General features: G+C 67.0%; 8 protein-coding genes and 1 pseudogene. All 9 read left to right on the forward strand.

Annotated features, from left to right (window positions below):
* The first annotated feature begins 390 nt into the window (after positions 1-390).
* The 9 genes and pseudogenes from R1H25_RS10960 to R1H25_RS11000 all read left to right on the forward strand — a co-directional run bounded on the left by R1H25_RS10960 (position 391) and on the right by R1H25_RS11000 (position 13209).
* Positions 391-822, forward strand: a complete 432-nt coding sequence (locus R1H25_RS10960; RefSeq protein WP_057499467.1) for a DUF2946 domain-containing protein — start codon at positions 391-393, stop codon at positions 820-822.
* 71 nt (positions 823-893) lie between these two features.
* Positions 894-2957 (forward strand): TonB-dependent copper receptor, encoded by a 2064-nt coding sequence (locus tag R1H25_RS10965; RefSeq protein WP_317223583.1) that lies wholly within the window; start codon positions 894-896, stop codon positions 2955-2957.
* A gap of 274 nt (positions 2958-3231) precedes the next feature.
* The gene (locus tag R1H25_RS10970; protein WP_317223584.1) at positions 3232-4338 is read left to right on the forward strand and encodes an efflux RND transporter periplasmic adaptor subunit; all 1107 of its coding nucleotides are present in this window, start codon (positions 3232-3234) and stop codon (positions 4336-4338) included.
* The gene (locus R1H25_RS10975; RefSeq protein ID WP_049447386.1) at positions 4335-7460 is read left to right on the forward strand and encodes an efflux RND transporter permease subunit; all 3126 of its coding nucleotides are present in this window, start codon (positions 4335-4337) and stop codon (positions 7458-7460) included. The genes R1H25_RS10970 and R1H25_RS10975 overlap by 4 nt, the downstream gene beginning before the upstream one ends.
* A pseudogene (locus tag R1H25_RS10980) lies at positions 7453-7992 on the forward strand (GNAT family N-acetyltransferase). Before R1H25_RS10975 ends, R1H25_RS10980 begins: the two are co-directional and overlap by 8 nt.
* Positions 7993-8171: 179 nt before the next feature.
* A complete protein-coding gene (locus R1H25_RS10985; protein ID WP_049447388.1) occupies positions 8172-9689 on the forward strand; it encodes a sodium:alanine symporter family protein in 1518 nt (505 codons plus the stop codon).
* Positions 9682-10518: a TrmH family RNA methyltransferase gene (locus R1H25_RS10990; protein ID WP_317223585.1), complete on the forward strand. Its 837-nt coding sequence runs from the start codon at positions 9682-9684 to the stop codon at positions 10516-10518. The genes R1H25_RS10985 and R1H25_RS10990 overlap by 8 nt, the downstream gene beginning before the upstream one ends.
* Before the next feature lie 236 nt (positions 10519-10754).
* Positions 10755-11747, forward strand: a complete 993-nt coding sequence (locus tag R1H25_RS10995; RefSeq protein WP_317223586.1) for a hypothetical protein — start codon at positions 10755-10757, stop codon at positions 11745-11747.
* A gap of 10 nt (positions 11748-11757) precedes the next feature.
* The gene (locus tag R1H25_RS11000; protein ID WP_317223587.1) at positions 11758-13209 is read left to right on the forward strand and encodes an alanine/glycine:cation symporter family protein; all 1452 of its coding nucleotides are present in this window, start codon (positions 11758-11760) and stop codon (positions 13207-13209) included.
* The last annotated feature ends 122 nt before the right edge of the window (positions 13210-13331 follow it).

Here is a 13331-nt window from a genome sequence, read left to right on the forward strand (position 1 = left end):
TGTTGGTAGGTGTCGACCTTGGTCGACACGGTAGATCCACGCCATGCGTGGATGGTTCTCGATTCCAATTCGAAATATTCGATTCCGATGGAGATTCATCCACGCATGGCGTGGATCTCCTGCAGATCGCGGGAAGCTGTCGAAGGCGGGGTGGGTCCGGTTGCGGGGGCGTGAGCCGCACGGATGCGGCGACCGAGCCTACATGGACGTATTTACGGCGTCCCCCGCAACCGGACCCACCCCGCCTACCCACAGGAAGCCCGCTTTTGCTTCGGCTGTTGCTGTTGCTCCAGCTCGCAGCGGGTGCAGGGCTGCACGCCCTGCCGATAAACCCCCTCCTGCGACGGTTCGTCGCACGAGCAACCCTGGACCCGCATCTACACTAGCGGGGTGACCCGCCTGTCCCGCCCGCAGCGCCTTCTGCTCCAGCTCGCCGTCCTGGCGACGCTGCTGATGGTGCTTGCGCCACTGGTCAGTCGCGCGCTGCAGGCGCAGCCGATGGAGCACGTCGCGATGGCAGGCATGGACCACGCTGCCATGGGCCATGACATGCACGGCATGGCCATGGCCGGGCACGATCAACACGGGTCCTCGCCGGTAGCGCCTGACCGTCCGCCCGACCCCCACGCCATGCACGGCGAAGCCTGCGAATACTGCGTGCTGGCGATGCGCCTGCTGCCATGGCTGGCGGTACTGGTGCTGCTGTTACCGCTGCTGTGGCGGCCGCGCCTGGTGTTCCCGTGGTCTCAGCAGGTTCTGCCCGCGCTGCGCTGGCCGGCGCATGCCGCGCGTGGGCCGCCGCGTTTCTCCATCGTTCGCTGATGTCCCTATCGAATCTGCCGCACGACGCCTGACCGGCGCCGTGCGCGCGTGCGTACCTTGGAGCTGTTCCGATGAAAATGACTTCCCGCCCCGCGGGCGCTTGCGCGCGCCTGCCGGTTGCCCTTGGCCTGGCCGTGGCTGCAACGCTGGCCCACGCTGCGCCCGCCGAAGAGGCGCGTACCCTCGACACGATGGTGGTCACCGCCGCCGCGCCCTCGTCGCCACTGCACTGGGTGACCGATCCGCGCCTGCCGCGGCAGCCGGTACCCGCCAGTGATGGCGCCGATTACCTGAAGACCGTTCCCGGCTTCTCCGCCATCCGCAACGGTGGCACCAACGGTGACCCGGTGCTGCGCGGCATGTTCGGTTCGCGCCTGAACATCCTCAGCAACGATGGCAACCTGATCGGCGCCTGCCCATCGCGCATGGACAATCCGCTGTCCTACATCGCGCCGGAGAGCTTCGACCGGTTGACCATCATCAAGGGCCCGCAGAGCGTGCGCTGGGGCGCCGGTGCCTCGGCCGGCACCGTGCGCTTCGAACGCGATACGCCGCGCTTCGAGGAGCCTGGCCTGCGGGCGGACGCCAGTGCGCTGGTTGGCTCGCGCAACCGCAACGACCAGGTGCTGGACCTGACCCTGGGCAATCCGACCGGCTATGTACGCGCCAGCGGCAACCGTTCCGAAGCTGACGACTACAAGGATGGCCACGGTGATGTGGTGCCCTCGAAGTGGCGCAAGTGGAATGGCGACGTGGCCGTTGGCTGGACGCCGGATGCCGACACGCTGCTGGAAATCTCCGCCGGTGCCGGTGATGCCATCGCGCGTTACGCCGGGCGCGGCATGGACGGTGCCGCGTTCGAACGCACCAGCTATGCCGCGCGCTTCGAAAAACGAAATCTTCCCGGTGCGTGGGACACGTTGCAGGCCAACGTGTACTACAACGAGGCCGACCACGTGATGGACAACTACACGCTGCGCACGCCGAACCCGCACAGCATGATGCCGATGCCGATGGCGTCGAACGTGGATCGCCGTACCCAGGGCGGCCGGGTCAGTTCCGAGTGGCGCTGGCAGGACGTGCAGCTTGTGGCCGGTGTGGATGGCGAGGACAGCCGCCATCGTGGCCGCATGGGCATGGGCCGCGACACCTACCGACAGGCCGCCTGGGAGACCGATGCCAACTTCCGCCGCTATGGCGTGTTCACCGAGTTGACCCTGGGCGCCGGCACCGACCAGCGCTGGGTCAGTGGCCTGCGCATTGACCGCGCCAGCGTGCGCGATGAGCGGCAATCGATCCGCGGCATGATGGGGAACATGCCCAATCCGACTGCGGGCCAGCGCCGCAAGGAATGGCTCGGCAGCGGTTTCCTGCGCTACGAGCAGGACCTGGCCGACGGTCTGACCTGGTATGCCGGTCTCGGCCACAGTGAGCGCATGCCCGACTACTGGGAGCTGTTCTCGCCCAACCATGGCCCGGCCGGCGCGGTGAACGCGTTCACCGGCGTGCAGCCCGAACGCACCACCCAGCTCGACGTCGGCCTGCAGTACAAGGGACCGCGCGTGCAGGCGTGGGTTTCGGCGTACGCCGGGCAGATCCAGGACTACATCCTGTTCACCTACCACGGCAGCGGCATGATGGGCATGAGCCAGGCCAGCAACGTCGATGCGCGCATCGCCGGTGCCGAAGCCGGTCTGGAGGTGAGCCTGGCCGAACAATGGAAGCTGGGCGGTACGCTGGCCTATGCCTGGGGCGAGAACCGCGACCAGCAGCGTCCGCTGCCGCAGATGCCGCCGCTGGAAGCACGCCTGAGCGCGAACTGGGAAGGCGAGCGCTGGAGTGCCGGTACGCTGCTGCGCGCGGTGACCCACCAGCATCGTGTCGCCGATGGCCAAGGCAATGTGGTTGCGCAGGACCTGGGGCCGAGTGCCGGCTTCGCCACCTTCGCGCTCAATGCGGCCTACCGCTTCAGTTCGCAGCTGCAGCTCAGCGCGGGTGTCGACAATCTGTTCGACCGTGCCTACAGCGAGCATCTGAACCTGGCCGGCAGCGCCGATTTCGGCTTCCCGGCCGATCCGGTGCGCATCAACGAGCCGGGCCGCAGCCTGTGGATGAAGGTGAACTACCGGTATTGATCCGCCGGGTGTAAAAAAACCGGGGCCGGATCCCCGCCAGGATCCGTCCCCGCCCGACGCCCTCTGCCGGGCAGCTTCGACTCTACGATGGCAACGCCTGCGTTGCGCGGCTGGATACACCTCGACACACGCCGACATCGCCACGACCCGCCTTGCACGGAACGGATTCAGGGCGCTATCACGGCACTGGTTCCACGCTGGTAAACGCTTGGCACATACCGCTTTTGCGGGCCCTTGCCTACACTCGGCGGCCGTGGATCAATCAGGACCATTCATGTTGGCTCGTATCGCTTCGACCCTGGCCCTTGGCCTCAGCCTGGCCGTGCTGGCCGGGTGCGCAGGCAAACAGGAGGCCGCCGTGCGTCGGCAGGGCGAAGCAGTGCCGGTGACGGCGCAGGTGGTGCAGCCTACGCAGTGGAACGACACCCTGCAGGCACTGGGCACGGCCAAGGCGCGCGAGTCGATCAGCGTCACCGCCAAGGTCAGCGAGATCGTCGAGAAGGTGCACTTCGAAAGCGGCCAGCACATCGCCGCCGGCGCACCGATCGTGACCCTGCGCGGCCAGGCCCAGGAGGCTGCGCTGGTGCAGGCGCAGGCCACCTTCCACGAGGCCGACCAGCTGTACAAGCGCCAGCGCGAGCTGGCCTCCCAGCGGTTGGTGTCCAGCGCCACGCTGGATACGCAGAAGTCGATCCGTGATGCCGCCGAGGCGCGTGTGGCGCAGATGCAGGCGGATATCGGCGACCGCCGCGTGCGTGCGCCGTTCGCTGGGGTCCTGGGTATCCGCCAGGTCAGCCCGGGCACGCTGCTGACGCCGACCACGGTGATCGCCACGCTCGACGACATCGAGCACATGCACATCGATTTCCAGGTGCCGGAAGTGGAACTGGCCGCGCTGGGCGTCGGTGACAAGGTCAGCGCCACCAGCGTGGCGTGGCCGGGCCGCACCTTCGAGGGCGTGGTCAGCACCATCGACGCACGCATCGACCCGGCGACCCGTGCGGTGACCGTGCGCGGCGATTTCGCCAACAGCGACCACGCGCTGCGCCCGGGCATGCTGCTGGACGTGCGCCTGTTCCGCCCCGAGCGTCCGGCGCTGGTGGTGCCGGAAATCGCCGTGGTGCAGGTGGGCCGCGACACGTTCGTGTACCGCATCAAGAGCGACGACAGCGTCGAGCGCGTGGACGTGGTGACCGGTGCGCGCCGCGCCGGCGTGGTTGAGATCAAGCAAGGCCTGGAAGCCGGTCAGCGCATCGTGGTCGATGGCACCGGCAAGCTGCGCCCAGGCCTGAAGGTCGCGGCCAAGGATGCGGCACCGGCCAGCGGTGCAAAGCCAGCTGACGCCGCTGCACCGGTCGCGGCCGAGGGCCACGGCGGATGAAGCTGTCCGACGTCTCCATCCAGCGGCCGGTGTTCGCCGTGGTGATGAGCCTGTTGCTGCTGGTGCTGGGCGTGATGTCCTTCACCCGCCTGACCCTGCGTGAGCTGCCGGCCATCGATCCGCCGATCGTCTCGGTGTCGGTGGACTACACCGGCGCCTCGGCAGCGGTCATCGAAAGCCGCATCACCCAGGTGCTGGAAGATGCGCTGGCCGGCATCGAAGGCATCGATACGATCAACGCGCGCAGCACCAACGGCCGCTCGCAGGTCAGCATCGAGTTCACCTCCAACCGCGATATCGAAGCGGCGGCCAATGACGTGCGCGACGCGGTCAGCCGTGTCGCCGACCGCATGCCGGAAGAAGCGCGGCCGCCGGAAATCGCCAAGGTCGAAAGCGATGCCGACCCGATCATCTGGTTCAACATGGTCTCCTCGACCATGGACACGCTGGAGCTGAGCGACTACGCCGACCGCTACGTGGTCGACCGCTTCTCCAGCCTCGACGGCGTGGCCCAGGTCCGCATCGGCGGCCGCCAGCGCTATGCAATGCGCATCTGGCTGGACCGTGACCAGCTGGCCGCGCGCGGGCTGACCACCGGCGACGTGGAAACCGCGCTGCGCAACGAGAACGTGGAACTGCCGGCCGGGCGCATCGAGTCGACCGACCGTGATTTCACCCTGCGCGTGGAGCGCAACTACATCAAGCCGGAAGACTTCGCGACCATCCCGCTGGGCAAGGGCCGCGATGGCTACGTGGTGCGCATGGGCGACGTGGCGAAGATCGAGCTGGCCTCGGCCGAACGCCGCGCTTACTACCGCAGTAACGGTGAGCCGGGCATCGGCCTGGGCATCGTCAAGACCTCCACCGCCAACTCGCTGGACGTGGCGCGCACTGCGCGTGCCGAAGCCGAGCGTGTGGCGCTGTCGCTGCCCAAGGGCACGCAGATCTTCGTTGCGTTCGACAACACCACCTTCATCGAAGCCGCCGTGGACCGCGTCTACGCCACGCTGGTGGAAGCGATGATCCTGGTGCTGGCGGTGATCTGGCTGTTCCTCGGCAGTTTCCGCGCCGCACTGATTCCGGCGGTGACGGTACCGGTGTGCCTGGTCGCGGCGTTCATCGCGCTGTATGCGTTCGACTTCTCGATCAACCTGCTGACCCTGCTTGCTCTGGTGCTGTGCATCGGCCTGGTGGTGGACGATGCGATCGTGGTGGTGGAGAACGTGCAGCGCCGCATCGACCTGGGCGAGCCGCCGCTGGTGGCCTCCAAGCGGGGTACGGCGCAGGTCGCCTTCGCGGTGATCGCCACCACCGCCGTGCTGGTGGCGGTGTTCCTGCCGGTCGGTTTCCTGGAAGGCAACACCGGGCGCCTGTTCCGCGAACTGGCAGTGGCGCTGGCCGCCGCAGTGGCGCTGTCGGCGTTCGTGGCGCTCACACTGACGCCGATGATGGCCTCCAAGCTGCTCAAGCCGCATACCGGGCAGGCACCGCGCGGCCTGCACGGCTTCATCAATCGCAACCTGGAACGCCTGGCGGGTGCCTATGGGCGGGTGCTCGATCATCATGTGGATCGCACCTGGATCTATCTGCTGGTGATGGTTGCTGCGTTGGCGGCCAGCTGGTTGCTGATCAAGGTGCTGCCGTCGGAACTGGCGCCGGCCGAAGACCGCGGTTCGTTCCAGATCATGATCGATGGACCGGAAGGCGCCGGCTACGACTACACCGTGCAGCAGGTGCAGCAGGTGGAAGCGCTGCTGGCGCCGCACGTGGGCGCGGACAAGCCGATCGTGCGCGCCAACCCGCGCGTGCCCGGCGGCTTCGGCGCCAGCGAGGAAATGCACACCGGCCGCGTCAGCGTGTTCCTGCAGCCGTGGCGTCAGCGCAGCGAAGGCACGCCGGAAGTCGCCAACGAACTGCAGAAGGAGCTGGACACCATCCGTGGCGTGCGCGTGCGCACCCAGGTGGGTGGCGGCCTGGTGCGCAGTGGCGGGCAGCCGTTCCAGATCGTGCTGGGTGGCCCGGAGTACGCCGAGATCGCGCAGTGGCGCGACCGCATTCTGCTGCGCATGGCCGACAATCCCGGCCTGGTCGGCCCGGACTCGGACTACAAGGAAACCCGGCCACAGATGCGGGTGAACATCGACCGCCAGCGTGCGGCCGACCTCGGCGTGCCGGTCACCGCGATCGGTTCGGCGCTGGAAACCATGATGGGTTCGCGCCGTGTCACCACCTTCGTCGACAACGGCGAGGAATACGACGTACTGGTGCAGGCCGGTCGCGATGGCCGTGCCAGCCCGGCCGACCTGGCCGCGATCCGCGTGCGCGCCACCTCCGGCGAACTGGTGCCGCTGTCCAACCTGGTCACACTGAGCGAAGTGGCCGAGGCCGGCACCCTGAACCGCTTCAACCGACTGCGTTCGATCACCATCAGCGCCGGCCTGGCGCCGGGCTATCCGCTGGGTGAGGCCATCGCCTGGGCGCAGCAGGTCACGCGCGAAGAGCTGCCGCAGTACGCGCAGGTGAACTGGAAGGGTGAATCGCGCGAGTACCAGAGCGCTGGCGGCGCGGTGCTGCTGACCTTCGCGATGGCCCTGCTGGTGGTCTACCTGGTGCTGGCCGCGCAGTTCGAGAGCTTCATCCACCCGCTGACCATCATGCTGACCGTGCCGCTGGGCGTGCTCGGCGCGTTGGTCGGGTTGTGGGTGAGTGGGGGCACGGTGAACCTGTTCAGCCAGATCGGCATCGTCATGCTGGTCGGCCTGGCAGCGAAGAACGGCATCCTCATCGTCGAATTCGCCAACCAGCTGCGCGACGACGGAAGAACCGTGCGCGAGGCGATCATCGAATCGGCGATGGTGCGCCTGCGCCCGATCCTGATGACCTCCATCGCCACCGTCGTCGGCGCGATCCCGCTGGTGGTGGCCGGTGGCCCGGGTTCGGCCAGCCGTGGCACGATCGGCATCGTGATCATCTTCGGCGTCACCCTGTCCACCTTCCTGTCGCTGTTCGTGGTGCCGGCGTTCTACGCGCGGCTGGCCCCTTACACCCGCTCGCCGGAAGCGGTGAAGCGCGAACTGGAGAAGCAGGAAGCGGAATCGCCCTCGGTGGGTGGCCATGCCTGATCCAACCACTCTGCCGTGGGGCGACGGCTTCCAGCTGCGCCCCTGGCGCCCGGATGATCTGGAATCGCTGCTGCGCCATGCCAACGACGCCGAAGTGTCGCGGGGCCTGCGTGATCGCTTTCCGTACCCGTACACGCGCGAGGATGGCGAGGCCTTCCTCGCGGGCCGCGTGCTGGCCCCCGGCACCCTGAACCTGGCCATCGAGATGGACGGCCAGGCCTGCGGCAGCGTCGGTGCCCAGCAGGGCGTGGCCGAACGTGGGCATACCGCCGAACTGGGTTACTGGCTGGGCCAGGCCTACTGGGGCCAGGGCGTGATGACCCGCGTGGTCGGCCAGTTCGCACCGTGGGTAATGGACGAACTGCGCCTGTTCAGGCTGTAGGCCACCGTGGTCGACTTCAACCTCGGCTCGGCCCGGGTGCTGGAGAAGAACGGCTTCCAGGAAGAAGGCGTGGAGCGCTGCGCGGTCTACAAGCGCGGCGTCCTGCACGACCTGCGCCGCTTCGCCCGGGTACGCACGCAGCTGCCCTGAAGACGCGGGCTGGCCGCTGTAGAGCCGAGCCCATGCTCGGCTGCCCTCGGGGCCCAAGCCGAGCATGGGCTCGGCTCTACAAAACAGCGCTACCGCAGCGGCCTTCGATCAGGGAGAATCGACCGGTCCCTTCCAGCCGACGGGACGTCCTTACAACCCGCCGACTGGAGAGAGCGCGCGTGGAAGCTACCGTACATTTCATCAACAGCATCATCTGGAGCAAGGCGCTGATCTTCATGTGCCTGGCCGCCGGCCTGTTCTTCAGCCTGCGCACGCGCTTCATGCAGATCCGCGGCTTCTTCGAGATGTGCCGCCTCACCGTCAAGGGTGAGAAATCCGACGCCGGCGTGTCCTCGTTCCAGGCCCTGGCCATGTCGATGGCCGGCCGCATGGGCATCGGCAACATCGCCGGCGTGGCCACCGCCATCGCCTTCGGCGGCCCCGGTGCCATCTTCTGGATGTGGGTGATGGGCTTCCTTGGCGCGTCCACGTCGTACGTGGAATGCACCCTGGCGCAGATCTACAAGACCAAGGACGCCGAAGGCCGCTACCGCGGTGGCCCGGCGTACTACATCGAAAAGGCCATGGGCCTGAAGTGGTACGCGCTGGCCTTTGCCATCGCCACGATCATCGCCGCCGGCTTCCTGATGCCGGGCGTGCAGGCCAACGCCATTGCCGACAGCATCATCAACGCCTGCCGTGGCACCGCACTGTGCGGCCCGCTCGATGGCCAGGCCTTCGGCATGGAATCGGTGCAGGCGCTGAAGCTGGGCATCGGCATCGTGGTCGCGCTGCTGCTGGGCGTGGTGATCTTCGGCGGCGTCAAGCGCATCGCCAACTTCGCCGAAGTGGTGGTGCCGTTCATGGCCGCCGGCTTCATCCTGATGGCCATCGTCATCATGATCATCAACTACGACCGCGTACCGGAAATGTTCGGCATCATCTTCAAGAGCGCCTTCGGCACCCACGCCGCGTTCGGCGCGATGATGGGCCTGGCGGTGGAGTGGGGCATCAAGCGCGGCATCTACGCCAACGAAGCCGGCCAGGGCTCGGGCCCGCACGCGGCAGCCGCCTCGGAAGTCTCGCACCCGGCCAAGCAGGGTTACGTGCAGGCTTTCGCCATCTACTTCGACACCATGATGGTGTGTACCGCCACCGCGTTCCTGATCCTGGCCAGCGGCACCTACAACGTGTACTCGCCCGTGGCCGGCGCCGAGCCGATCTTCCAGGGCCTGGCCGGCATTCCGGAAGGCGCGGGCTACGCGCAGGCCGGCGTGGAAGCGGTGCTGCCGGGCTGGGGTTCGGCGTTCGTATCGATCGCCATCTTCTTCTTCGCCTTCACCACCATCATGGCGTACTACTACATGGCCGAGACCAATCTGAGCTATGTGAACCACAACAAGAAGCGCCCGCTGACCGTGCTGCTGCTGCGCCTGGGCATCATCGGCATGGTGGTGTTCGGCGCGTTCCATAATGCAACCCTGGCCTGGGCGCTGGGTGACATCGGCGTGGGCCTGATGGCCTGGCTGAACATCATTGCCATCCTCATCATCCAGAAGCCGGCCATGCTGGCCCTGCGTGATTACGAACGACAGAAGAAGCTCGGCCTCGATCCGACCTTCGACCCCGATGCCCTGGGCATCAAGAACGCCGATTTCTGGCGTCAACGCAAGCTGGAGTTGTCCCGTAGTGAATGATCCCTGGAAGAACGCCCGCCGCCCGTCGTCGCGACCGCCGCGGGCCACCCCGCTGCCACCGCGTGAGGGCGGCACCCCGCCGCCACCGGGGCGCGGCAACGACGAACTGCGCCTGTATGGCTGGAACGCCGTGCAGGCCCTGTTCGCCAAGCGCCCGCAGGCGCTGCGCAAGCTGTATCTGGTGGACGCGCTGATTCCGCGCATGCAGCCGGTGCTGAAGTGGTGCGTGGCCAACCGCGTGGGCTATCGCGTGGTGGAGGAGGGTGACCTCAACAAGCTGGCCGCTACCACGCACCACGAAGGCCTGGTGGCCGACGTGCTGCGCGCGCCGGTCGTGCCGCTGGCGCAGTGGCTGGAGGATCTCGGCGAAGGCCCGGCGCTGGCGTTGTGGCTGGACGGCGTCGGCAATCCGCACAACTTCGGTGCGATCCTGCGCTCGGCCGCGCACTTCGGCGTCAAGGCGCTGCTGCTGCCGGCTGGCAGCACACTGGCGCTGTCCGGTGCCGCCGCACGCGTGGCTGAAGGCGGGGCGGAGTCGGTGCCGCTGGTGCAGTTGCCGGAGACCGCAGAGGCGATGGCACAGCTGCGCAGCGCCGGTTTTGGCCTGGCCGCAACCCTGGTCGAGGGCGGTGATGACGTGTTCCGCGCGTCCCTGCCAGACCGGCTGGTGTACGTGATGGGCGCCGAAGGCGAGGGCATGGACCGTGGCCTGGCGAGCCAGTGCGACCTGCAGGTCTCGATCCCCGGCAGCGGCGCGGTGGAAAGCCTGAACGTGGCCTCGGCCACGGCCGTGCTGCTGGCGCAGTGGGCGAGCCGCCGCAATGGCTGATCCTTCGATTTCGTTGCCTAGCTGATGTCAGGACCCGGCCCTCGTGGCCGGGTTTTTTTTGCGCGGCCTAAGAGTGCACGCAGTGCACGCGCAGCAAACTGGGTCATTTGCGCCAGCTTACGTTGCTTCAAACACGCTTGATGGGTAGGCAAGCGATTTTAGTATTTGTCTCATTGCTGGGCCGTTTCCTGCGCTCCACGGTGGAGTTCCTTCCAACGTCGTACAGGAGTGGTTCCATGCATCGAATCCAACGCCGCACACGTCGCACTTGCCTGGTTCTGGCACTCGCTGCGCTTGTGGCACCCACGGTGCAGGCCGGAGAACGCAGCCTCGACGGTGTCAATTTCACAGGCCCGTTGATCACGCCCAATCCGGCCGGCCTGCCGGAGGGCAACTGGTACATCGAGCCTTATCTGGTGCGGGTCGAGAGTCGCGACCACTACGACAACAGCGGGGATCGTCACCGCAGCACCGAGCGCAGTGGCGCGTGGGCGACTGTCGTGCCAATCATCTACGGCTTCAGTGACCGGGTGATGGGCCAGGTCAATCTCAGCGCCTCGCGCTCCGAATCCGGCAGTGCGCGCAGCAGTGGTTTCCGCGCCGGCGACACCACCGCCCGGTTGCAGTACCTGCTGCAGGCGCCCAATGCCGATGGCACCCGGCCGGCGGTGTCGGTGGCACTGGTGCAGCGCTTCAGTACCGGCAGCCACGACCGCATCACCGGCAACCCGCTGGATGCACAGGGCGACGGCGTGCAGCGCACCACCGCCGCACTGGGCATGCAGCAGGTGGTGTGGTTGGGCAACGATCGCCCGCTGCGCTGGCGCGCCCAGCTCAGTGCCGGTCCTGCTCCATCGCGCACCGCCATTTCCGGCACCAGCGTGTATGGCACCGACGACAGCTTCCAGGGGCACATTTCGCGCGGCTCGGTACTGGGGCTGTCGGTGGGCGCCGAGTACAGCTTCAACTCACGCTGGGTGGGCGTGATGGAAATGGCCGCAAGCCGCGAGACCGGCCAGCGCCTGAGCGGCTTCGCACGCAACAGCAGTGGTGTGATCGAACGGATTGAAGAGCATCGTCCGGCCAGCCGCAACGTCAGCCTGGCGCCGGCCGTGGAGTACCACTTCAGTCCGTCACTGGGCCTGATCGCCGGCGTCGAATTCACCGTGGCCGGGCGCAATGCAGGCCGCATCATCAGCCCCCAGGTCGCCCTGGGCATGTTCTTCTGAGGGGCAACCGATGAACATCGAATCCATCGTCAACACGATCCTCGGCGTCGTCTGGAGCCCGTACCTGGTGGTGCTGTGCCTGCTCGCTGGTCTGTACTTCAGCGTGCGCACCCGCTTCATCCAGTTGCGTGCGCTGCCGGACATGCTGCGCCTGATGCTGCGTCATGAGCGCTCCGATTCCGGCGTATCACCGTTCCAGGCCCTGTCGCTGTCGCTGTCCAGCCGGGTCGGAGTCGGCAACATCGCCGGCGTGGCGCTGGCCATCGCCTTTGGCGGCCCGGGCGCGATCTTATGGATGTGGATCGTCGCCTTCCTCGGCGCGTCCAGTGCCTTCGTCGAATCCACGCTGGCGCAGATCTACAAGGACCGCGATGCCAAGGGCCAGTATCGCGGTGGGCCCGCTTACTACATCGAAAAGGGCCTGGGCCAGCGCTGGTACGCGGTGCTGTTCGCACTGGTAACCGTACTGGCCGGCGCGATGCTGGCCGGCACCCAGTCCAACGCCATCACCAGTGCGGTGAACGAAGCCTGGAACGTGCCGGTGATGACCACTACGACGGTACTGCTGGTGGTGCTGGGCGCGATCCTGATCGGCGGCGTGCGCCGCATCGCGCGGGTTGCCGAATGGGTGGTGCCGCTGATGGCGGTGGCGTATCTGCTGGTGGCGGCGCTGGTGATGGTGCTCAATGCAGAGAAAGTGCCGGAGGTGATCATGCTGGTGCTGCGCAGTGCATTCGGTGTGGATGCAGCGTTCGGTGCAATGATCGGTACCGCCATCCAGTGGGGCGTGCGCCGTGGCGTGCTGTCCAACGAGGCCGGCATGGGCAGCGGTGCGCATCCGGCCGCTGCCGCCGAAGTTTCGCATCCGGTCAAGCAGGGCCTGGTGCAGTCGTTCTCGGTCTACATCGACACGATGGTGGTGTGCAGTGCCACCGCGTTCCTGATCCTGTCCACGGGTCTGTACAACGTCTACGACCCGGCAGTGAATGGCATTCCGGATGAGGCGCGCCTGCTGCTGGGCAATCTGCCCGGCGTCGAGGCGGGGCCGCGCTTTGTGCAGCATGCCGTGGAATCCGCGTTGCCGGGCTTCGGCCGCTCGTTCGTGGCGCTGGCGATCCTGCCGTTCGCGTTCACCACCATCCTGGCGCTGTACTACATGGCCGAGACCAACATCAGCTACCTGTGCCGTGATCGTCCCGCGCCGTGGGTGATGGGCGGGTTCCAGCTGCTGTTCCTGGCCGCGACCGGCTACTCAGCGGTGAACAGTGCAACGATCGCGTGGTCGCTTGGCGACATCGGCGTCGGCCTGATGAGCTGGTTGAACATCATCGCCATCCTGCTGCTGCAGAAGCCGGCGCTGGCGGCGCTGCGCGACTACGAACAGCATCGCCAGGCGGGCAAGGATCCACTGTTCAAACCGAAGCTGCTGGGGGTGCGCAACACCAGCGTGTGGGACGGGTAGCAGGATCGGGGATCCCTCGCCAACCGCGAGGGCACTGATCCCACGCTCTAAATCCCGCACTTTGCGAAGCCGACTAACAGTCGGCTCTACCAGAACTGCGCCGGGTCATGCCCGGCGCAGTT

The sequence above is a fragment of the Stenotrophomonas veracruzanensis genome, from assembly GCF_032911525.1.
GTDB lineage: Bacteria > Pseudomonadota > Gammaproteobacteria > Xanthomonadales > Xanthomonadaceae > Stenotrophomonas > Stenotrophomonas africana.

Excerpts from the sequence above, each read along its gene's own strand:
- R1H25_RS10995 (WP_317223586.1), top strand. The coding sequence starts at position 10,755 with ATGCATCGAATCCAACGCCGCACACGTCGCACTTGCCTGGTTCTGGCA.
- R1H25_RS10970 (WP_317223584.1), top strand. The coding sequence starts at position 3,232 with ATGTTGGCTCGTATCGCTTCGACCCTGGCCCTTGGCCTCAGCCTGGCC.
- R1H25_RS10965 (WP_317223583.1), top strand. The coding sequence starts at position 894 with ATGAAAATGACTTCCCGCCCCGCGGGCGCTTGCGCGCGCCTGCCGGTT.
- R1H25_RS11000 (WP_317223587.1), top strand. The coding sequence starts at position 11,758 with ATGAACATCGAATCCATCGTCAACACGATCCTCGGCGTCGTCTGGAGC.
- R1H25_RS10975 (WP_049447386.1), top strand. The coding sequence starts at position 4,335 with ATGAAGCTGTCCGACGTCTCCATCCAGCGGCCGGTGTTCGCCGTGGTG.